The sequence below is a fragment of the Serratia sp. NFX21 genome, assembly GCF_048517035.1.
GTDB classification, from domain to species: Bacteria; Pseudomonadota; Gammaproteobacteria; order Enterobacterales; family Enterobacteriaceae; genus Serratia; species Serratia quinivorans.
Genome location: NZ_CP183196.1, coordinates 4,454,856 through 4,475,741 on the forward strand (window position 1 = coordinate 4,454,856; position 20,886 = coordinate 4,475,741).

The following is a 20,886-nucleotide window of genomic DNA, read 5'->3' on the forward strand; positions in this document are numbered from 1 at the left end:
ACTTTAATGTTACAGAGCGCTCCGGGTTATGAAAGCGGATGTTAACAAAGCCCGACGCGGTCGAAAGGGTAAGTTATAACAATCTTGCCCTCCCATATTGCCTCGCCAGCCGTTGACGGGATCGCCCGTTAATACATATCAGCCAATAACGCAATAAACTCTCTCCTAATTCTGAATAAAATAATATTTGGATCAACATCTTAGAATTGCGCTTTGCCCCCGGGCTTTAGGAAAAACCCGATGTACGCTCGCCGACTGCTCCTATAGAAATGAGGGTGAACACCGCGATAAAACATAATTCAGGGCACTACATCGGCATGCCCACCGGGGTTCACCAGCATATCTCTGCGTGTTGATTGGAAGGTGCATAATGATCGATAAAGGGCAAATGCTGAGCCGGCACGATTTTTCAAAGGTCAATTGGGGCATTCTCGCAGCGGCAGCGCTGCTGTTAACTCTCGGTGCGGCACTGCTGTTGCTGCCGCTGCTGAGCAACATGGATGAAAATGAGGTACTGACCTTACTGCAAACCGGCGCAGCGACTATTTTACTCGGCTGTATCCTGCTGGCACTGCGCCATTACCTGCGGCCAGCATTGACCTATCGCCTGTACGAACAGGGTGTTCGGGTGATTAACCCACATAGTCATAAAGAACGATTTATCCCCTTTGAAAAAATTGGTGATATTTATCGTTTTCGCGGCGGTCGTTTATTTGGGGGAGTCTTGGATGTGATGGCATTTCGCGCGTCGGCTGATCAACCCTGGTGTCCGGTGTTCAGCAATGTTTCTCACTCCTTGCGGCTGGCCGATACCATTATCGCTCAGCAGATCCAACAGCGTGGACCACAGGCCTTGAATGCACTGTATCAGGGGGAAGTGCTGTCGTTTCGCTATCTCAGTTGCGGCACTCGCTGGCTGACCCAATTGCTGCCTGGCCATCGGAAAGGACAATCGCCCCAAACATTGAGCCTGAGTTCAACGGCACTGATCACAGCTCAGGGGTCTATCCCGATTGAGCAGATCCGCGAACTGGAAAATAATCCGCAGCGCGGCACCATTCGCCTGTTGGATAATCAGGGCAATGCGTTATTTACTATCGGCTATTTTTCGCTGCTCAGCGCCGATTTGTTTATCGCGCTGCTGGAGCATATGATCTACGCCCGCATCACCGCCTACCATAACCCGGCGATGACGCGGCAGCAGTTTTAATGCAGAGGCTGGTTTTCCGTTTGCAGGCGCATGGCCCCAGGCGGTAAACCAATTTGCAGAACGATGGGTTGGTAATTTGCCTGTTCACCGAGGCGGTGTGCCAGACTGCGCGCCAGCATAAAGGCCGCGACACCGCCGAGCAGTGCGCCAAGCGCGGCAGAAGCATCGGTACCCAACCAGTATTGCAACAGGCTGCCCCCCAGCATCATGCCCAGTAGCGGCGTCAGATAAACCAGCATTGCTGAGCGCAACAGGCTGCCTTCCGCAATACCCACCTCAACCCGCTGGCCCGGCTCAAGCGGCTGCTCGATATGTACCTGCAACTGGTGTTCGGTTTCCGGCACCAGTTCATTCAACGCCCGCGCGCCACAGCCAGAACGGGCAGTACAACTGCCACACCCGGCTTTCGGCTCACAGCGCAGCAGCGCCACGCCCTGTTGCCACGAAACGACCGTGGCCCACTCTTTCATCATTGTGGTGACACCTTGAAGGAAATACTGTCAGCGATACGCTTGGCCGTTGCCGGCGGCAGTTCGCCCACGATAGTGATCTCATTGCCGTTACGCACTTCGGTTTGGATAGTACGACGCCCCTGGCGATAATATTGCTGGCCGGCACCGCTGCCCGCCGGGCTGATGTTGACCGAGAAACTGAACAAGCCGTCGCTGTAGAGCCGCGACTCAACAGGTTCGTTCACATTCGGCAACTTGCGACGGTTACGTGCGACTTCATCGACCCCAGCCGGTAACCAGCCCGTGCTCCAGCTCAACTTGATTTTATCTATCGCAGGAAGCGACAGCAAGGGTGGCAGATTAGCCTTGATCAGCCCCTGCATCGCGCCTTGTACCTGCGACCCGACGACAAACGAAATCACCCGGTATTGCTCAAGCGTTTCGCCATCACGGTCGATCAAATCCACCCGCAACGGCAGCTTGGTGGCTTCATCCATCCAGACAATGTAGCTATAGCGTGAACCATCGCGAGCAACCACGCGGATCACTTCGCATGGACGATCGGAAATTCGGGTGCTGCCGACGGAGATGAAATCGTAATATTTCGCCAGACGGTCAAAATCAGCATAAACAATGGCCGGCAACGCATCGACGATGTGATCGCCGGACAGCGTAAAGGGCTCCAGGCCGGGTTCGAAATAGCTAATTCCGCCGCCACGCTGCAGCACTTCACGGCGCGGGCCGTCCATATGCAGTAATTGGCCGAGCGGTTGCTGGTCAATCACCGCATGACGATAGCGCAGCGATTCGATCCCCTGCTTGCTGATGCTGATATAGGCGAGTTCATAATTGAGCGAACGGCTGGCACTGCTCATCTGTTGTAACAACGCCCCGGACGCAGAGGGCTGCGCCGGGGCGATGTTTGAGTAGAGCAGGCTGCCCGTCAATAGACAGACGGAGAACCAAATTTGCTTCATTACTGCTGTTGCATTCCTAAAGACTGAGTTCCGGGAACCTGAACGGCAGCCTGTTGTGGGGTGCTTTGCTCAAGCTGCAGCTGATCAGAATGCAAACGACGTTGCAACTCATAATCTTGCAGCATAGCGTTAATGCGTTTGCGCTGTTCCTGCACCTGCTGCTGTTGACCGCTGCCGGTGGAGAAACTGTCTGCCGGCACGCCGAGGCTGACCGGTGACGCCTGCCCCATGATTGGCAGGGTATTAAACGCCGGTGATTCAGCGGCGCCAGATTGTGCAGCCGGTTGATTGTATTGCTGTACGCCTACAATCACCGCCAGCGACACGCAGGCCGCCATACCAATCTGTGTGATCTGGCTGGCCCAAGGGCGGACTTTGTGCCAGAACGGCATTTTCTGCCAGGTGTGAGGTTGCGGCTGAGATTCTGGAACTGCAGAAGGAACCAGACGTGCAGGTTCTTTCTCAAGTGCAGCAGCAACACGATCTGCGATATCGAGATGCATAACTTGTCCGATATCACCCCGTAGTGTGTCACGTATCAGGTGATAGCTCTGCCAGCTTTGTTGAAGCGCCCTGTCTTTAGACAACGAACTCAGCAGCTCGCTATCGAGCGATTCCCCATCCATCAGAGCGGAAAGCTTTTCTTTCTGCATGCCTAAGTACCCTTCCTGTGTCCGCCATTGCTAACGTTGAATCAGCGGTTGAACTTTATTATCGATAGCCTCCCTGGCGCGGAAAATACGCGAGCGTACGGTTCCTACCGGGCAATCCATGATGGCAGCTATCTCTTCGTAGCTTAGACCATCCAGCTCCCGCAGGGTAATCGCCATGCGAAGATCCTCAGGGAGAGACTCAATGGTACGGAAAACTATCTGTCTCAGCTCTTCTGACAACATTAAGTTCTCAGGGTTCGAAATTTCTTTCAGTGCACCCGCACTTTCGTAATTTTCGGCATCGTTGGCATCCACATCGCTGGATGGCGGACGACGGCCCTGAGCCACCAAATAATTTTTTGCCGTATTCACAGCAATTCGATACAACCAGGTATAGAAAGCGCTATCCCCACGGAACGATTCCAGTGCGCGATAGGCTTTAATAAACGACTCCTGTACCACATCCGGCACATCGCCCTGCGGTACATATCGGGAAACGAGACTCGCCACTTTATGCTGGTAACGAATTACCAGTAAGTTAAACGATTTCTGATCGCCCTTTTGGACCCGCTCAACCAGAACTTGATCCGTTAACTGCTCGCTCATCCGAGGTAAACTCTCCCCAAATCCGTCTCCACGCGTAAAATTGTACTGCCAGCCATACATTATTTTCCTGAGCAAGCACTCGCTTGGAGTTCATACAGAACACGAAGTTCCGTATTGCCATTGTTTTTTATGTTGATGTCACCCATCCGTGGCTTTTGCCCGGACAATTAGGCTAACATGAATTTCACTCTTCTTCTGCACACATCATACGCTATGCAACCATCATCTGAACATGTTAGCGATGTACTGATCGTCGGTAGTGGTGCTGCCGGCCTGTCATTGGCGCTGCGCCTGGCGCAGCATTGCAAGGTTACCGTACTCAGCAAGGGGCCGCTCAACGAAGGCGCCACATTTTATGCCCAAGGCGGGATCGCCGCGGTTTTCGATGAAACGGACAGCATTGCCTCACACGTAGATGACACTTTGATTGCCGGAGCCGGCCTGTGTGACAAAGACGCCGTTGAGTTTATCGCCGGCAATGCGCGCCACTGCGTGCAGTGGTTGATCGATCAGGGGGTATTGTTCGACACCGAGGTCAACGCTCAGGGCGAAGCACATTACCACCTGACGCGGGAAGGGGGGCACAGCCACCGCCGTATCCTGCATGCCGCTGATGCTACAGGTAAAGAAGTAGAGACTACCCTGGTGGGGAAAGCAAGCAACCACCCGAATATTTGCGTGATGGAACGCCGTAATGCGGTCGATCTGATCACCTCGAACAAAATCGGCCTGCCGGGCACTCGTCGGGTGGTCGGCGCCTATGTGTGGAACCGCGAGCTGGAGCAGGTAGAAACCTACCGCGCCAAAACAGTGGTGCTGGCTACCGGCGGTGCAGCCAAGGTTTATCAATACACCACCAACCCGGATATCTCATCCGGCGACGGGATCGCCATGGCCTGGCGCGCAGGTTGCCGGGTCGCCAACCTTGAATTCAATCAGTTCCACCCGACCTGTCTGTTCCATCCGCAGGCGCGTAACTTCCTGCTGACCGAAGCGTTGCGCGGTGAAGGCGCCTATCTGAAACGCCCGGATGGCAGCCGCTTTATGCCCGATTTTGACCCTCGCGGCGAACTGGCACCACGGGACGTCGTTGCGCGAGCCATCGACCACGAAATGAAGCGTCTGGGTGCGGACTGCATGTATCTGGACATCAGCCATAAACCAGCTGAATTCATTACCCAGCATTTCCCGATGATCCATGAAAAACTGCTGACGTTGGGCTTTGACCTGACCAGCCAGCCGATCCCTATCGTCCCTGCCGCGCACTATACCTGCGGCGGCGTGATGGTCGATCAGCATGGCCGTACCGACCTTGACGGGCTGTATGCCATTGGCGAGGTCAGCTATACCGGCCTGCACGGCGCTAACCGCATGGCGTCCAACTCACTGCTGGAATGTCTGGTCTACGGTTGGTCAGCGGCGGAAGACATCATGATGCGTCTGCCGTTTATCAAGCTGGCGAAACAGCTGCCACAGTGGGATGAAAGCCGGGTTGACGATGCCGATGAACGCGTGGTGATCCAACATAACTGGCATGAGTTGCGATTGTTTATGTGGGACTACGTAGGGATCGTGCGCACCACCAAACGGCTGGAGCGCGCATTGCGCCGCATCAATACCTTGCAGGCAGAAATTGACGAGTACTATGCCAACTTCCGCATCTCCAACAACCTGCTGGAACTGCGCAATCTGGTGCAGGTGGCGGAGCTGATCGTCCGCAGCGCCATGGAGCGCAAGGAAAGCCGCGGGTTGCACTATACGCTGGACTATCCGGATCTGCTGCCGGAAGCGCTGCCGACCATTCTGCAGCCCTAATGATGCCGCTTGGGCGCCTGACCATGGCGCCCTTTTCATCTCAGTAAAACAAATAGAAATCGGTAATCAGACGGCGAAAATCATCGGTGTAACTGCCATCGGCCAACTTAATCGCCAACTTCTGCTCGGTTGCCTCTTCCACAGGCTGACGCGTCAGGGCTAACAATACCCGGTGCATCGGCGTATCCGCGCGATCGCTGACATTCAGCCGCTGCGCAGTATGCCAGCCACGGCGATGTGCATTAGTTTCGAAAGCTTCACCAATGTCATGCGGCAGTACTACGCAAAAGATTCCCTGCGGTGCGATTAGCTGTTCCGCACTGGCCAGCAGGGCATCGTGGGTCAGGGTTTCGGTATAACGGGCGTTATGGCGCGCCTGGTCGCGACAGGCGACCGCAGGCTCGAAATACGGCGGGTTGCTGACGATCAGGTCATATTGACCGGCATGATGTTGGGCAAAATGGTGAATATCCTGCGCATGCACCTGAATGCGCAGCGACCAAGGGGATTCCAGCACATTGTCATGCGCCTGTGCAGCGGCGGCTTCATCGAGCTCTACAGCGTCAATCTGCACGTTCTCGGCGGTACGCTGCGCCAGCATCAGCGCGATCAATCCGCTACCGCTGCCGATATCCAGCACCCGTTGTGCCTGTGCCAGGGGAGCCCATGCACCGAGCAGCACGCCGTCGGTACCCACTTTCATTGCACAGCGATCGTGAGCAACAAAAAATTGCTTAAAGGTAAAACCGCCGCGACGCGGAGTAAAATTCGCTTTCGATTGAGTGCTCACAATAACCACCTGAATACAAAACTGGCGTAGCATAAGGCAATCTGATTTTTGGGAAAAGAGATGCTTTCCGCTTAAATAGGTGAAGAACGCGGCCAACCCGTCTATAATCGGCGCCCCAAGTAGAGGTAGACCATGACAGTAACCAATTTTTCCGAGCTCGAACTCGATGAACGCCTGATAAACGCCCTGCGTGATAAAGGCTACGAACGCCCAACCGCCATTCAAGCCGAGGCGATCCCGCCTGCGATGGATGGGCGCGACGTATTGGGTTCGGCGCCGACCGGCACCGGCAAGACCGCTGCATTTTTGCTGCCGGTATTGCAACATCTGCTCGACTTCCCACGCAAGAAGTCCGGCCCACCGCGCGTACTGATCCTGACCCCGACACGCGAGCTGGCGATGCAGGTAGCCGATCAGGCACGTGAACTGGCTGCTCATACTTCGCTGGATATCGCTACCATCACCGGTGGCGTCGCCTATATGAACCACGCGGAAGTCTTCAGCGAAAACCAGGACGTGGTCGTTGCCACTACCGGTCGTCTGCTGCAGTACATTAAAGAAGAAAACTTCGACTGCCGCGCGGTAGAAACGCTGATCCTTGATGAAGCCGACCGCATGCTGGACATGGGCTTCGCGCAGGACATCGAAACTATTTCCGCCGAAACCCGCTGGCGTAACCAGACCCTGCTGTTCTCCGCGACGCTGGAAGGCGATGCCATCCGCGAATTCGCCGAACGCATTCTGAAAGAGCCGGTAGAAGTCGAAGCTGACCCGTCACGCCGTGAGCGCAAAAAGATCCTGCAGTGGTACTACCGCGCCGATGACGTGGTGCATAAAACCGCCCTGTTGGTGCATTTGCTGAAACAACCGGACGTGCAGAAATCCGTAATCTTCGTGCGTAAGCGTGAGCGCGTGCATGAGCTGGCAGCCTGGCTGCGCGAGGCTGGCATCAATACCTGTTACCTCGAAGGAGAAATGGTGCAGGCCAAGCGTAACGAAGCGGTAAAACGCATGATGGACGGCCGTGTCAACGTGCTGGTCGCCACCGACGTTGCTGCCCGTGGTCTGGATATCCTGGATATCACCCACGTATTCAACTTCGACATGCCGCGCACGGCGGACACCTACCTGCACCGCATCGGCCGTACCGGTCGTGCCGGGCGTAAAGGCACCGCGATCTCGCTGGTTGAGGCACACGACCACCTGCTATTGGGCAAAGTGGGCCGTTACCTGAACGAGCCGCTGAAAGCGCGGGTGATCGAAGAGCTGCGTCCGTCAACCAAAGTACCGAGCGAAAAAAGCAACGGCAAGCCTTCCAAGAAGGTGATTGCCAAACGCGCAGCCGATAAAGAAAAGAACAAAGAAAAAGCCAAGGTGAAAGTGCGTCATCGCGATGCGAAAAACGTGGGCAAACGTCGCCAGCCGAAGGCCAAACCTGAGAGCAACGGCGCGAAGTAATGCTGCCGTAGTGAATAAAAACCGCCTCCATTAACCTGAAGGCGGTTTTTTTATGCCTGCTTACTGCTGCGCGTAATGCGTTGCCTGCTGATGGGCTTTCAGCCAGGCATTCAGTTGACGATAACCCTCGCGCATTTCTTCACTCTGCAACGACGTTGGCGTTTGTGAGAAATAGAACTGAAAGGCCATCCCCTGCTGATTACGGGCCTTGGCATCTGCCCCCGCCTGCAACAGCATCAGCGCCAACTGCGGCGCGTTGGTTTTAGCCGCTACGTGCAAAGGCGTATCGCCCAGCCGATCGCTCAGCGTGACATCCGCCCCAGAGACCAACAGCAACCGCAGTTGCTCTTCCCGCCCGGCCAACACGGCAGTCGCCAAGGGGGTGGCGCCGGTTACCGCATTACGTGGATTAACCGCTCCCCCCTGCTCCAGCAACAGCCGCAAATACTGCGGGTCCTGCACCGCCGCCGCGGTATGCAGCGCGCTGTTGCCATCCAGACCCGGAGTGGAAGCATCAGCTCCCAGCTCCAGCAGTAAGGCCAGACTTTGCGGTTGCTGCGCCAATATTGCCCACTGCGGCAAAGTGACCTGACGCTCACCCTGCTCGCTCAGACGCCCCTGTGTGGCCTGTTCGGCAATACCCTGTACATCACCGCGCGCTACCGCCTGAGCCAGCGCTGCATTGCCACGTCCGTTGAACGGAGAGATATCCTGATTCATCTGTTGCTCCTTAGCCATAATCAGCAAACCGGAGATCGCAACCAACGCCAGCATGGCGATAATCAACGTCTGCCGCACGCGCCGCCTGTCAGGCATTGGCCTTGATCTCCCATGGCTTTTGCTCCGCCATCGAACTGATAACCTTATCGATTCCGTGCGCGGTCAGGCTGCGATCCACATGTTTGCTCGGCCGCCAGTCATCGATACCGCTCAGAGTATCGTTATTGGCCAACGTGATTTTATGCCCGATAGCGTCCGGGATCAGCGAAGTGGATTCCTGAGTGCCGGTCAGCATGTCGTATTGTTCGCTGTAACGGCGGATCCCCCCGCTTGCGCATCTTGTTTCGCCGCTGCCGGATCGATCCCCATCCGGTTCAGCGTGTAATCGGAAACGCCTGCGGCGTTAAAAGTCACCGCCACCGTGCCGGTCGCCAGTGCCGCCGTTGCAGCCAGGCCACCGCCAAGCGAATGACCGGCAATCACCAATGCCTCGCCAAACGCCGCTTTGGCGCTTTTGGCAACCGCGACCGCCTGATTGTACTGCACATCATCATAGCCGGTCGCCTGACGCACATTGCTCAACCAGTCACGCATATCATTGGTGCCGGCAAAGGCCAAGACATACTGCTGATTATCGCTGTAGATCCCGGCCTGGAAACCCGATGCCGAGTCATGCAGGCTGGCGGGGTCAATGCCTGCGCCGAGCAAGGCACTGTCGTTCAAGCGGGTGAAACCGCCAACGCCCTGACTGGCGGTGTTGTAAACGTCCTTGGCCAGTAACGCCAGCGTATAGTCCCCTTGCTGTGACTGTTGCCCACGCGTCACGCCCTGACTGGCAGCCACCGGCGCAGCGGCCGAAATATCGCTCACCAGCGTATTAAGCAGATTCTGGGCATTCAGACTGTTTGGGGAAAGCGTGGCCGCAGGGGCTTTAGCCGCTGGGGGCTCAATCGGCTGTGGCGAATTCAGGGGTTGCGGTACCGCACGGGCCACCGGGGGTTGAATGGCCGCAGGGCTGACCGCAGAGGTAAAACTCAAAGACATACTCATGCCGACTCCTTGTCGATAGACTTATCTATGCCGCACCCAAATGAGTGCTGCTGTAGCTATCGGCAGGTCGGAGCAGTTCTGTAATGCGAGTGATTATCTTTGCAAGGAATGTGATCAGGATTCACTTTTTGGCGGGCTCAGCAATGAAAAAGGGAGCCGAAGCTCCCTTATTAATCACGCAAACAATTACAGGCTTTCTGTAAAAGTACGTGTAATCACGTCGCGTTGCTGTTCTGGCGTCAGCGAGTTAAAACGCACCGCATAACCGGACACGCGAATGGTTAATTGCGGGTATTTTTCCGGATGCTTAACCGCATCTTCCAGCGTTTCGCGGCGCAGTACGTTCACGTTCAGGTGCTGCCCCCCTTCAACGCGCACGGTAGATTGCATTTCCAGCGGCACTTCACGGTACTCGATCTGGCCCAGTTCGCTGACCGGAACGACCTGATCTTCCGCGTAGTTGGCTTTCGCGCAAACACAGCGAGCTTCGGATTTTTCATCGTCCAGCAGCCAGAAAGAGTTCACCAGCGCCTGGTCGTTCGCTTTAGTGATTTGAATACCAGTAATCATGTTGTTGCCTCCGTACAAGGGCGAAAAATTCTACTTCGAAAAAACCCAATGTTGGTTTCGGCCATTTGGTAAAACCATTGTTGTCTTGTTGTTCTGTATACCAGTCTGGCCGAGGCAATTCTTTGATTAAAGTCAATTTTTACGGGGTACCCGCACAGCACAAGGGGGCAAGTTTATGTTTTATGTCAATTTTCCCCGCAAGACACCTCGCAATTATTTTTGTAAATTTTCAACAATATTTGCATAAAACGAAAAGACGCCAGGATAAAAGCGGGTTTCACTGAGTGAAGCTAAACGGTAAGCTATGCCCAGTGAATTGTTAACGAAAACAAAGGAGAGCGTTTATGTCCACCTCCCTCACCTGGCATGATGTCATCGGCAAGGAGAAAGAGCAGCCCTATTTTCATGAAACGCTTGCCTTTGTTGCCGCTGAACGTCAGGCCGGTAAGACCATTTACCCACCGCAAAAAGACGTGTTCAACGCCTTTCGCTATACCGAACTGGCAGACGTGAAGGTGGTGATCCTCGGTCAGGATCCGTACCACGGCCCGAATCAGGCCCATGGCCTGTCTTTCTCGGTGCTGCCCGGCGTGCCTGCACCTCCTTCGCTGGTGAATATGTATAAAGAGCTGGCGACGGATATCCCGGGTTTTGAACGCCCTAGCCACGGCTGTCTGCAAAGTTGGGCGGAACAAGGCGTGCTGCTGCTTAACACGGTGTTGACGGTGGAAGGTGGCCAGGCGCATTCACACGCCAAACTGGGCTGGGAAACCTTTACCGATAAGGTGATTGCCGCGCTGAATGAAAACCGCGAAGGCGTGGTGTTTCTGCTGTGGGGCGCTCACGCCCAGAAGAAAGGCAATTTTATCGACAGCAACCGCCACCACGTGCTGAAAGCGCCGCACCCTTCACCGCTTTCCGCCCACCGGGGTTTCCTCGGCTGCCGCCACTTCTCGCAGGCCAACCAGCTGCTGGTGCAACAGGGGTTGCAACCTATCGACTGGCTGCCGCAACTGCCGCAGAACTGATTCAGACGTAAAAAAGGCACCCGAAGGTGCCTTTTCTTTACTTAATTCGCTTAAGCCTTGGCTTTGGAAACCGCGACCATCGCCGGGCGCAGCAGGCGGCCATTCAGCGTATAGCCTTTTTGCATCACCATCATTACGTGATTTGGCTGGTGATCGGCTGATTCCATCAGGCTCATTGCCTGGTGTACTTCCGGGTTGAACGGCACGTTAGTGTCGCCAACGATTTCGATACCGTACTTATGCACTACGTCCTGCAGGGACTTCAGCGTCAGCTCGATACCTTCGATCATCGCCGTCAGCTCCGGATTGTTTTTATCCGCCAGTTCCAACGCACGCTCCAGGTTATCCAACACCGGCAGCAGGTCACCGGAGAATTTCTCCAGAGCAAACTTGTGCGCTTTTTCAATATCCAGCTCGGTGCGGCGGCGGACGTTTTCCATTTCCGCTTTGGCGCGCAGCAGGCTGTCGCGTTCATGCTGCTGGGCTTCGGCCAGTTGAGCTTCCAGCTCAGCAATGCGCTCATCCCGCAGATCGACGCCCTCAGCCGCTTCCGGCAAGACTTCCTGCTGTTCCATTTCTTCCGAGACTTGCTCGTTTGGCGTCTTCTGTTCTTTACTACTCATGAATATCTCCGCGTTTTAGCATTAATCTCGCAACTTGGCTTATTATGGGGATCAAAACCGGGGTTTCAAGTCAACCGGTCACAATGTGGGGCATAAACTGGTCCCGGTGAGGAAAATCACAACAATGAATAAAAAATTCGCCTGTATTGGCATTGTTGGCCACCCGCGTCACCCTTCGGCGCTGGCAACGCATGAGATGTTATTTCACTGGCTGGTCGCCCGAGGCTATTCAGTGATGGTTGAACGGCAGATAGCCCAGGATTTGGGGCTGAAAGACGCCGTCACCGGCAGCCTGGCAGAGATTGGCCAAAAGGCCGATTTGGCCGTGGTGGTCGGCGGCGACGGCAATATGCTGGGCGCAGCGCGCGTGCTGGCACGTTACGATATTAAAGTGATCGGTGTTAACCGCGGAAATCTCGGTTTCCTGACCGATCTTGATCCCGACAACGCATTGCAGCAATTGGCCGACGTGCTGGAAGGCGAATATATCGATGAACAGCGCTTCCTGCTGGAAACCATCGTACATAAGGAAAACCAGCAGTGCCGCATCAGCACCGCTATCAACGAAGTGGTGTTGCACCCCGGTAAAGTGGCGCACATGATTGAGTTCGAAGTGTATATCGACGATCGCTTCGCCTTCTCACAGCGCTCTGACGGCCTGATCATCGCCACCCCGACCGGTTCGACCGCCTATTCGCTCTCTGCCGGCGGGCCGATCCTGACGCCGTCGCTGGAAGCCATCGCGCTGGTGCCGATGTTCCCGCACACCCTTTCAGCCCGCCCGTTGGTGATCAACGGCAACAGCACTATCCGGCTGAAGTTTTCGCAGATTGGTAGCGATCTGGAGATCAGCTGCGACAGCCAAATCGCGTTGCCTATCCAGGAAGGTGAAGAGGTATTGATACGCCGTAGTGATTTCCATTTGAATCTTATTCATCCAAAGGACTACAGCTATTTCAATACGTTAAGCACCAAGCTGGGTTGGTCAAAAAAATTATTCTAAAAACTGCGCCAGCCTCTTTACTGTATATAAAACCAGTCTATACTGTATGAAACTACAGTTATGTGTTTATACACAGGAAGGTTCCCATGCTGGCGCAATTGACCATCAGCAATTTTGCTATCGTTCGTGAGTTGGAAATTGATTTTCAACCGGGTATGACGGCGATTACCGGTGAAACCGGCGCCGGCAAATCGATTGCCATCGACGCGTTGGGGCTGTGCCTCGGTAATCGCGCCGACGGTAACGTCGTCCGATTGGGAGCCGCCCGTGCCGATATCTGTGCCCGTTTCTCACTGGCGGACACGCCTTCTGCACGACAATGGCTCGAGCAGAACCAGCTGGACGACAGCAATGAGTGCCTGCTGCGCCGGGTGATCAACGCAGATGGCCGTTCCCGTGGCTTTATCAATGGCACCGCCGTCCCGCTTTCGCAACTGCGCGAACTCGGCCAGCGCCTGATTCAGATCCATGGCCAGCATGCCCACCAGTTGTTACTCAAGCCTGAGCACCAAAAACAACTGCTCGACGCCTACGCCGATGAACCCGCCCTGCTGACGCAAATGCAGCAAGCTTACCAGCGCTGGCACCAAAGCTGCCGCGAACTGGCTCATCATCAGCAACAGTCCATCGAGCGCGACGCACGCAAACAACTGCTGCAATACCAATTGAAAGAGCTGAACGAGTTTGCGCCGCAGGCCGGTGAGTTTGAACAAATCGACACCGAATTCAAACGCCTGGCCAACAGCGGCCAGTTGCTGACCATCAGCCAGCAAACCCTGCAATTACTGGCCGATAACGAAGAAAATAATATGCTGAGTCAGCTCTACAACGCCAAACACCTGCTGCTTGAGCTGGTCGGCATGGATGAAAAACTCAGTGGCCTGCTGGATATGCTGGAAGAGGCGTCAATCCAAATCAGTGAAGCCAGCGATGAACTGCGCCACTACGCCGATCGTATGGATCTGGATCCCAACCGCCTGCAAGAACTGGAACAGCGCCTGTCGCGGCAAATCAACCTGGCGCGTAAACACCACGTCGCGCCAGAAGAGCTGCCGCAATTGCACCAGCAAATGCTGGATGAACAACAGCTGCTGTCACAGCAAGAAAACGACCACGAACACCTGGCCGAGGCGGTCACGTTGCATCATCAGCAAGCGCTGTTGTTGGCAGAGCAACTGCATCAGAAACGTCAGCATTATGCCTCTGAGCTGACCACGTTGATTACCGACAGCATGCAGGCACTCTCCATGCCGCACGGTAAATTCAATATCGACGTGCGCTTCGAGCCGCAATATTTGAGTGCTGAAGGCGCGACCCGCACCGAGTTCTGCGTTTCCACCAACCCGGGCCAACCACTGCAGGCGCTGGCGAAAGTGGCCTCTGGCGGCGAACTGTCGCGCATCGCGCTGGCAATCCAGGTGATTACCGCCCGCAAGATGGAAACACCGGCGCTGATTTTCGACGAAGTGGACGTAGGCATCAGCGGCCCAACCGCCGCCATTGTCGGCCGCCTGCTGCGCCAGTTGGGGGAATCTACCCAGGTTATGTGCGTCACTCACTTGCCGCAGGTAGCCGGTTGTGGTCATCAGCATCTGTTCGTCAGCAAACAGACCGACGGCACAGAAACCGAAACACAGATGTCACCACTGGATAAACGCGCTCGTTTGCAAGAGTTGGCGCGCCTTTTGGGCGGCAGTGAAGTCACTCGAAATACCCTGGCAAACGCGAAAGAACTGCTTGCTGCATAGAAAAGCTCAACTTTTTTACTTTCCTGAGGTCATATTGGGGCCCTGTAAAGGTTTCCAACTGCTGCAAGGTCTATTATCATCGGCATCCTATGCCCTAAAGGAATGTGATTACTATGCGCTGTAAAACGCTGACTGCCGCCGCTGTGGTTCTTGTGATGCTGACTGCAGGCTGTTCTACTTTTGAGAAGGTGGTTTACCGGCCTGACATCAACCAAGGGAACTACCTGACGTCCACCGACGTAGCTAAAATTCAAAAAGGTATGACCCAGCAACAGGTCGCTTATACATTGGGCACCCCAATGCTGCAGGACCCGTTCGGTACTCAGACGTGGTTCTATGTGTTCCGTCAGCAACCTGGTCATGAAAATATCACCCAGCAAACCCTGACGCTGACCTTTAATAGCGCGGGTGTCTTGACCGATATTCAGAACAAGCCGGCGCTGACCAAGTAATCCGCGCAGGAACTATCGTCCGGCCCGTGAGGGACGCGTCAAGTTCTTCATGACAGTACCAGGCTGCAACTCGGAAGATAAAATTCTGATAAAAAATAAGGCGCTCTTAGCGCCTTATTTTTTTGCCTTCTCTGCCCGTTGGCGGCGCAGCTCTTTGGGGTCGGCAATCAGTGGGCGATAAATTTCCACCCGGTCGCCATCGCTGAGCACATCAGCCAACTTGGCCGGTCGGCTATAGATGCCCACCTTGTTACTTTGCAGGTCAATATCACCACGCAGTTCCAGCAGGCCGGAGGCTACAATCGCCTGCTCAACGCTGCTGCCCTCCGCCAGTGTGACATTGCGCAGATACTGACGCTCCGGTAAGGCGTAAACCACCTCGACCCGTATCTCAGACACTGTAGACCTCTTTCGCCCGCTGGGTGAATGCCTGCACCATGTTACCCGCCAGCTCTTTAAACACCTTGCCGAACGCCAACTCGATCAATTTGTTGGTAAATTCAAAATCAAGGTGCAGCTCAACCTTGCAGGCTTCCGGGCTGAGCGGCGTAAAGTGCCAGCCCCCCATCAAGGAGCGGAACGGACCATCAACCAGTTGCATATTGATGCTTTGGTTATCCAGCAGCGTGTTGCGCGTGGTAAAAGTTTTACTGATACCGGCTTTGGCAACATCTACTGCAGCGGTCATTTCATTGTTGGACGCGTTAATCACCCGGCTACCGGTACAACCTGGCAGAAAATCGGGATAAGAATGAACATCGTTAACCAACTGATACATCTGCTCGGCGCTGAATGGCACTAACGCAGATCGACTGATCTGGGGCATATCATTTCCTGTGAGACACAAAACATACAAATCATACCATTTATCTATCGGCAAACAAAAAATCTGCTATGCAACACAGAGGCCAAAAATGCGAAAAATTGCGCAGGTGCTGAGCGGGAAAGGATTTCTTTCGCTGACGCATCCAGTATAATGAACACACTATGACAAAGAAAAAAGCACACAAACCCGGCTCTGCCACCATTGCGCAAAACAAGCGTGCGCGTTTCGAATACGCCATTGAGGAAGAATTCGAAGCGGGCCTGTCTCTGCAAGGGTGGGAAGTCAAATCGCTGCGTGCCGGCAAAGCCAACATCAGTGACAGCTACGTGACTTTTCGCGATGGTGAAGCCTACCTGTTTGGCGCCACTGTCTCACCGCTCAACGTAGCTTCTTCTCATGTGGTCTGCGATCCGACACGTACCCGTAAACTCCTGCTGAAAAAGCGTGAGCTGGACTCACTGCTCGGCCGTGTAAATCGTGACGGTTACACCGTGGTTGCCTTGTCCATGTATTGGAAAAATGCCTGGGCCAAGATCAAAATCGGCGTAGCTAAAGGTAAGAAAGAACACGATAAGCGCGATGACATCAAAGATCGTGAATGGCAGACGGCGAAATCCCGTATCATGAAGCACGCCAACCGATAAGCCTCTGGCTTAACGGGATAAACTTCTGTTATACTGCGCGACGTAACTTGGGGCTGATTCTGGATTCGACGGGATTGTGAGGCCTTAGGAGCATGCCGAGGGGCGGTTTGCCTCGTTAAAAGCCGCAAAAAAAATAATTGCAAACGACTCGCAATTCGAATCTGCTGCTTTAGCAGCTTAATCAGCCTAAGAAACTGAAGATTCCCTCTCTCCCTAGCCTCCGCTCTTAGGACGGGGATCAAGAGAGGTCAAACCCAAAAGAGATCGCGTGGATGTCCTGCCTGGGGCTGAAGCGTTAAACCCAATCAGGCTAGTTTGTTAGTGGCGTGTCCATCCGCAGCTGACCGGCGAATGTGAAGATTGGACTAAGCATGTAGTGCCGACGGTGTAGTAATTCCGGACGGGGGTTCAAATCCCCCCAGCTCCACCAAATAGGTCACCGGTGATACCAGATAGATCCAGTGACAATAACGAAAAAGCCCGCAATTCACGTTGCGGGCTTTTTTGTGCCCTCAATTTGTCCCATGAAGTCTGAAGCCAACTTATTAAATCCGAATCTTCCAGGCACTTTCTAAAGCATTATTGTTTTTGAGGCGCCCCAAATTTTGGAAACCCGGCAGTAGCAAGACAAACAGAAATCGAATCCGCCAACCCGCTCAGTGAGGCTTCAAGAAAGCCCCTGCGCGGACAACCACTTTCTTCGGATACCAGAACACAGCACTCCCTTCAATTTAATGAGTATTTAAAGTTACATTATTATACTCAATCGGCAATTGTGAGTATAAAAAGTTACATTAAACAGAAAAATCGTGTTTAATGAGTAATTAGTGACTCATTATCTACCGGGAGGCGGATATGGAAACTTTAACCCTGCAAGCGTTCCTCAACAATCAGTGGATTGATGTCGCCAATATTGCTTTCCCTGATGCCGAGCAACAATCATACAAAATCACCGAATTGCACTATCACACCGACTTTGCGATAGATTATTTAGATCGGGATGATAACCACGCCGTCTCAATCAACCATCCTGTCTCCCTGTTCTTTGAGGACGAAGGCCCACGCGGCTGGATGAAATTTCTGGACGACATCGTGCCCAACGGGTCAAGCCGCCGTTATTGGTTAAAGTATCTCGATATTGATGAGCTTACCCCTGGCCAGCAGGACTTTGTGCTGCTCAAGTATGGCACCATGTCACCCGTCGGGAATTTGCGCATCAAAGAATCCTTAGCCGAGGCTAATCCTCTGGCCGACAGACTGTTTTTTAGCATTGAGGATGTCAAAAACAGAGCCGGCGACTTTCTCGATTACGCTCAACAACGTGGTGCCGCCGCAGGTGGGGCGACAGGTGCGGGCGGAGAAGCACCAAAGTTATTATTGCGATACAGCCATGATGAGCGGATTTGGATTGATACCTTCCAAAATGACCTGACCAACCGGGATATACCCTATTTGGTAAAATATCCGCGCGGTCAAAAAACTGAAATTGATTGCAACATCGTCAGAGCTGAATTTCATTATTACCATGAGCTGGAAGCCATGGGGTTTAACACAATATCAACCCAACACATGCGGCTTGAGGAGGGAATAACCTATCCTTCAATCTGGTTGCCAAGGTTTGATATTTGTTTTGAAACTGCCGACAAGGTGAAGCGCTTCGGTATGGAATCGGTTTACTCTATGCTGAAAAAAACGGCCGGTACAACCCTGGATCAAGAGATAACAATAAGGACACTGATTGAAAAAATCACCCAAAGCAATATGGTGACAGAGCATGGGTTTGATTTTGACGTGCGGGAATTTGTGATTGAGTGGGTACGAAGAGATTTGCTTAACATTATCTTTGGCAATAGTGACAATCACGGCCGGAACACCTCATTTATCAAAGACTCCTTCAGTATTCAGCTAGCCCCAATTTATGACTTCGCCCCAATGAAAGCAGATCCAGAGGGCATACCAAGAACAACCAAATGGGCACAAAAATTAGAAGTTGGCGGAGAATACAACTATGAAGCCATTACGGCTGCACTCGCCGACCTGGTGCCTGAAAACGAACTTATGCATGCATTAAAAACCACAGCGAAACAATTGGTTGGGCTTAAGGAAAGATTACAAAACAGAGGCGTTCCCCTACAAATCATTGAGATGCCATCGATCGGTTTTGACTATATACCAGAGAAGTTGAAGAAATGGGGTTTGCTATGAAAACGCCAGAAAAGATGAGTGATTCAGCGAGAGAGACCATTAATCGACTGCGTGAAAAAAACAAAGCTAATTATAAAGAAAACAGCAGCATCAGCGATGTGAAAAATGAAGTGAATTCAGAAAAAGAGAGAGGCCGCCAAAGAGCCTCTGGCACCTCTAAATCGATGAGTGCGATTGAACGGAATTCTGCCCGGCATAACATCATAAAATTACTTCTCTTGGGAGAGATCACTCAGGGGCAAGCTTTAAAGACATTGAGAGTCGACGTACTGGGATTAAAACAGGAAAATTATGCCACTCTGGTTTCGGTATCGAGAAAGACATTGTCGGAAATTGAAAATGACAGAGGTAACTATACCTCCGACATTATAAATAAAGTATTCAAGCCCTTTGGGCTTCAGGTGGGATTAGTGCCGATATCTCGTCATACCTTAAGTACTTTACTTAACGAGTAAAGTACCATCAACCAAACCTCGGCCAAGTTCCTCTAAAACCCGTAACCTAAATTACGGGCTTTAGAATCAACGGCACAAACCTCTCGCCACTAGTGATCCAAATACAGATAGTGCATCCAGCTGGTCATGCGCAGCAGGACTTTACGCATAATGGAAAGATGCTCAAAGTGCTCGGTATACACTGCAGTCTGCGCCGTCACGCCATCGGGCAGTTTGTCGAGTTCCCTGCTGGGGGCCAGATCAATCATCACGTAAACCCCTTCCTGTTGGGCGCCAACATTTAACCCCTGCAATGCCCCGCTGGCCTGGTAGCTGCCGTCCGGTACCACCGGCAACACCCGCGTCACCGAGCCGCCATAGATTTTGCCCGGCAAGCCGTTAAATACCACCTCGGCTTTATCGCCCTCGGTTAAACGCAGGATCGAGTTTTGCCGGAATACCGCCACCACTTGCCGTTTTTGCTGCGGAATAAAAATCATCACCGGCTTGAAAGGCAAACGCACTGCGGTGGTGCCCGGTCTGGCCAATACCTGGGTAACATAACCGTCGCTGGGTGCGCGAATAGTGGTTTGTTCCAGGTTATAGGTGGCCTCTGCAATTTGTGACTTCAGGCTGGCGATATGGGCATCTTCACCGTTGTAGTGACCCGAAAGCTGCTCCTTCGCCTGCTGATGCTGGGCCCTGGCGGCCTGCAGCGCGGCGGATTGCGCCTGGTATTGTTGCTGCGCATGGCTGATGTCTTGCTCAGAAAAAGGGTTGACCGCCATGGTCGCGCCTTTGGCATAGCGCTGATAATCCTTGCGTGCTCGCTCATACTCGGCATTCACCCGCTGAATATTAGCGGCAGACTCATTCAATGTCGCCTGGCGCCCACGTACATCCGCCTGCGCGCCGGCAAGCTCCGCCTGCAGTTTGTTGAGTCGGGCGCGGTAGCGGGTATCATCAAGACGAAACAGAACTTCCCCTTTGCGCAGTAACACGTTGGTTTTATCGGTGACTTCAACAATCATCCCCGAGACCTGCGGGACGATCGGCACGGATATCGCGATCTTCTGCGCCCGGTAGGTATAAGGATGGTTGTAATTCATGCCCAGGATTAAGGCACCCACAATGAAAATACCGCCAAGCACCGCCGTCGGCACCGTCCATTTATTGACCGGAATACGGAACAGTTTGAATACGCCGTAGCTCAGCGCAACGTAGCTGAGAATAATTAAGAGATCCATACTGTTTGCTTAACCTTTATTGGACGACGAGCTTTGAGCGGCAACCTGCGTCTGCATGCGCTGCAATTCACTTTCGAGCCGATTAATTCGTGCCTGCAACACATCAGATTGCTCAGCTTTGTCGCTCATTCCCCAGCCCCGTTCCGGCCGGTATAAGGTCGCCCAAATCCATAACAGTGGCCAAATGGCATGCAGAGTAAACAGGCTGACCCAGCCTGCCACATGGATGGCATCCTGATGCGGGTGCTGGCGTTTCTTGGCCAGCAGATAAGGAATATCGTGGATAATGATCACGCCGTAAAACAGAATTAAAAACACGGCGATCAATACGCCTAAAGCGAAGTAATCTAGAAACATGCGAAACCCTGGTTAATA

The 20,886-nt window shown here is 53.4% G+C and carries 22 protein-coding genes, 1 other RNA gene and 1 pseudogene; 11 read left to right on the top strand and 13 right to left on the bottom strand.

Annotation, left to right across the window (positions count from 1 at the left end):
* Positions 1 to 370 precede the first annotated feature (370 nt).
* The gene (locus tag ACNT1W_RS20795) at positions 371 to 1,210 is read left to right on the top strand and encodes a hypothetical protein (protein ID WP_135345059.1); all 840 of its coding nucleotides are present in this window, start codon (positions 371 to 373) and stop codon (positions 1,208 to 1,210) included.
* Here ACNT1W_RS20795 and rseC read toward each other — a convergent pair.
* Genes rseC through rpoE form a run of 4 tightly spaced genes read right to left on the bottom strand, consistent with a single transcriptional unit; the run spans position 1,207 to position 3,898 of the window.
* Positions 1,207 to 1,683 (bottom strand): SoxR-reducing system protein RseC, encoded by a 477-nt coding sequence (gene rseC, locus ACNT1W_RS20800; protein ID WP_041418661.1) that lies wholly within the window; start codon positions 1,681 to 1,683, stop codon positions 1,207 to 1,209. The genes ACNT1W_RS20795 and rseC overlap by 4 nt on opposite strands.
* Positions 1,680 to 2,639: a sigma-E factor regulatory protein RseB gene (gene rseB / locus ACNT1W_RS20805; RefSeq protein ID WP_135345058.1), complete on the bottom strand. Its 960-nt coding sequence runs from the start codon at positions 2,637 to 2,639 to the stop codon at positions 1,680 to 1,682. Before rseB ends, rseC begins: the two co-directional genes overlap by 4 nt.
* Positions 2,639 to 3,292, bottom strand: coding sequence for an anti-sigma-E factor RseA (gene rseA / locus ACNT1W_RS20810; protein WP_012146381.1), 654 nt, complete (start codon positions 3,290 to 3,292; stop codon positions 2,639 to 2,641). Before rseA ends, rseB begins: the two co-directional genes overlap by 1 nt.
* A 30-nt stretch (positions 3,293 to 3,322) precedes the next feature.
* Positions 3,323 to 3,898 (bottom strand): RNA polymerase sigma factor RpoE, encoded by a 576-nt coding sequence (gene rpoE, locus ACNT1W_RS20815; RefSeq protein WP_012146382.1) that lies wholly within the window; start codon positions 3,896 to 3,898, stop codon positions 3,323 to 3,325.
* A 213-nt stretch (positions 3,899 to 4,111) separates the two neighbouring features.
* Here rpoE and nadB point away from each other — a divergent pair, with 213 nt between their 5' ends.
* Positions 4,112 to 5,713, top strand: coding sequence for an L-aspartate oxidase (gene nadB, locus ACNT1W_RS20820; RefSeq protein ID WP_174354903.1), 1,602 nt, complete (start codon positions 4,112 to 4,114; stop codon positions 5,711 to 5,713).
* A gap of 40 nt (positions 5,714 to 5,753) precedes the next feature.
* Here nadB and trmN read toward each other — a convergent pair whose 3' ends face one another.
* A complete protein-coding gene (trmN, locus tag ACNT1W_RS20825; protein WP_419246094.1) occupies positions 5,754 to 6,536 on the bottom strand; it encodes a tRNA(1)(Val) (adenine(37)-N(6))-methyltransferase TrmN in 783 nt (260 codons plus the stop codon).
* A gap of 99 nt (positions 6,537 to 6,635) precedes the next feature.
* On the opposite strand from trmN, the gene srmB reads away from it, so the two are divergent.
* Entirely contained in the window at positions 6,636 to 7,961 is a 1,326-nt protein-coding gene (gene srmB / locus ACNT1W_RS20830) for an ATP-dependent RNA helicase SrmB (protein WP_012146385.1), read from the top strand.
* A gap of 60 nt (positions 7,962 to 8,021) precedes the next feature.
* On the opposite strand, the gene ACNT1W_RS20835 is transcribed toward srmB, so the two are convergent.
* From ACNT1W_RS20835 to grcA, 3 genes and pseudogenes are all read right to left on the bottom strand, one after another.
* The gene (locus tag ACNT1W_RS20835) at positions 8,022 to 8,777 is read right to left on the bottom strand and encodes an ankyrin repeat domain-containing protein (protein ID WP_017893729.1); all 756 of its coding nucleotides are present in this window, start codon (positions 8,775 to 8,777) and stop codon (positions 8,022 to 8,024) included.
* Positions 8,770 to 9,731 (bottom strand): annotated as a pseudogene (locus ACNT1W_RS20840) (phospholipase). Before ACNT1W_RS20840 ends, ACNT1W_RS20835 begins: the two are co-directional and overlap by 8 nt.
* A gap of 186 nt (positions 9,732 to 9,917) precedes the next feature.
* Positions 9,918 to 10,301, bottom strand: a complete 384-nt coding sequence (grcA, locus tag ACNT1W_RS20845; protein ID WP_012146388.1) for an autonomous glycyl radical cofactor GrcA — start codon at positions 10,299 to 10,301, stop codon at positions 9,918 to 9,920.
* A gap of 344 nt (positions 10,302 to 10,645) precedes the next feature.
* Here grcA and ung point away from each other — a divergent pair, with 344 nt between their 5' ends.
* Complete coding sequence (gene ung / locus ACNT1W_RS20850) at positions 10,646 to 11,329, top strand: uracil-DNA glycosylase (RefSeq protein ID WP_112362805.1); 684 nt, start codon at positions 10,646 to 10,648, stop codon at positions 11,327 to 11,329.
* Between the two features lie 50 nt (positions 11,330 to 11,379).
* Here ung and grpE read toward each other — a convergent pair whose 3' ends face one another.
* Positions 11,380 to 11,952 (bottom strand): nucleotide exchange factor GrpE, encoded by a 573-nt coding sequence (gene grpE / locus ACNT1W_RS20855; protein WP_419246095.1) that lies wholly within the window; start codon positions 11,950 to 11,952, stop codon positions 11,380 to 11,382.
* A gap of 124 nt (positions 11,953 to 12,076) precedes the next feature.
* Here grpE and nadK point away from each other — a divergent pair, with 124 nt between their 5' ends.
* The 3 genes from nadK to bamE all read left to right on the top strand — a co-directional run bounded on the left by nadK (position 12,077) and on the right by bamE (position 15,155).
* Positions 12,077 to 12,955 carry an NAD(+) kinase gene (gene nadK / locus ACNT1W_RS20860; RefSeq protein WP_012146391.1) on the top strand — a complete coding sequence of 293 codons (879 nt, stop codon included), beginning with the start codon at positions 12,077 to 12,079 and terminating at the stop codon, positions 12,953 to 12,955.
* Positions 12,956 to 13,041: 86 nt separating this feature from the next.
* On the top strand, positions 13,042 to 14,703 hold the full coding sequence (gene recN, locus ACNT1W_RS20865) for a DNA repair protein RecN (RefSeq protein ID WP_419246096.1): 1,662 nt from the start codon (positions 13,042 to 13,044) through the stop codon (positions 14,701 to 14,703).
* Between the two features lie 113 nt (positions 14,704 to 14,816).
* Entirely contained in the window at positions 14,817 to 15,155 is a 339-nt protein-coding gene (gene bamE, locus ACNT1W_RS20870; RefSeq protein ID WP_012146393.1) for an outer membrane protein assembly factor BamE, read from the top strand.
* 114 nt (positions 15,156 to 15,269) lie between these two features.
* On the opposite strand, the gene ACNT1W_RS20875 is transcribed toward bamE, so the two are convergent.
* Together ACNT1W_RS20875 and ACNT1W_RS20880 are read right to left on the bottom strand one after the other, a co-directional pair.
* Positions 15,270 to 15,554, bottom strand: coding sequence for an RnfH family protein (locus ACNT1W_RS20875; RefSeq protein WP_012146394.1), 285 nt, complete (start codon positions 15,552 to 15,554; stop codon positions 15,270 to 15,272).
* Positions 15,547 to 15,981, bottom strand: a complete 435-nt coding sequence (locus ACNT1W_RS20880; RefSeq protein ID WP_012146395.1) for a type II toxin-antitoxin system RatA family toxin — start codon at positions 15,979 to 15,981, stop codon at positions 15,547 to 15,549. The genes ACNT1W_RS20875 and ACNT1W_RS20880 overlap by 8 nt, the downstream gene beginning before the upstream one ends.
* Positions 15,982 to 16,142: 161 nt before the next feature.
* Here ACNT1W_RS20880 and smpB point away from each other — a divergent pair, with 161 nt between their 5' ends.
* The 4 genes from smpB to ACNT1W_RS20900 all read left to right on the top strand — a co-directional run bounded on the left by smpB (position 16,143) and on the right by ACNT1W_RS20900 (position 19,285).
* Positions 16,143 to 16,625, top strand: a complete 483-nt coding sequence (gene smpB / locus ACNT1W_RS20885) for an SsrA-binding protein SmpB (protein ID WP_012146396.1) — start codon at positions 16,143 to 16,145, stop codon at positions 16,623 to 16,625.
* Between the two features lie 49 nt (positions 16,626 to 16,674).
* Positions 16,675 to 17,055: a transfer-messenger RNA gene (ssrA, locus tag ACNT1W_RS20890) on the top strand.
* A 425-nt stretch (positions 17,056 to 17,480) separates the two neighbouring features.
* Positions 17,481 to 18,830, top strand: a complete 1,350-nt coding sequence (locus ACNT1W_RS20895) for a type II toxin-antitoxin system HipA family toxin (protein ID WP_259191104.1) — start codon at positions 17,481 to 17,483, stop codon at positions 18,828 to 18,830.
* Positions 18,827 to 19,285, top strand: a complete 459-nt coding sequence (locus ACNT1W_RS20900; RefSeq protein ID WP_411226674.1) for a helix-turn-helix transcriptional regulator — start codon at positions 18,827 to 18,829, stop codon at positions 19,283 to 19,285. Before ACNT1W_RS20895 ends, ACNT1W_RS20900 begins: the two co-directional genes overlap by 4 nt.
* Before the next feature lie 89 nt (positions 19,286 to 19,374).
* Here ACNT1W_RS20900 and ACNT1W_RS20905 read toward each other — a convergent pair whose 3' ends face one another.
* Together ACNT1W_RS20905 and ACNT1W_RS20910 are read right to left on the bottom strand one after the other, a co-directional pair.
* Complete coding sequence (locus ACNT1W_RS20905) at positions 19,375 to 20,511, bottom strand: HlyD family secretion protein (protein WP_419246097.1); 1,137 nt, start codon at positions 20,509 to 20,511, stop codon at positions 19,375 to 19,377.
* Between the two features lie 9 nt (positions 20,512 to 20,520).
* Entirely contained in the window at positions 20,521 to 20,868 is a 348-nt protein-coding gene (locus ACNT1W_RS20910; protein ID WP_261408501.1) for a DUF3302 domain-containing protein, read from the bottom strand.
* Positions 20,869 to 20,886: the final 18 nt, after the last annotated feature.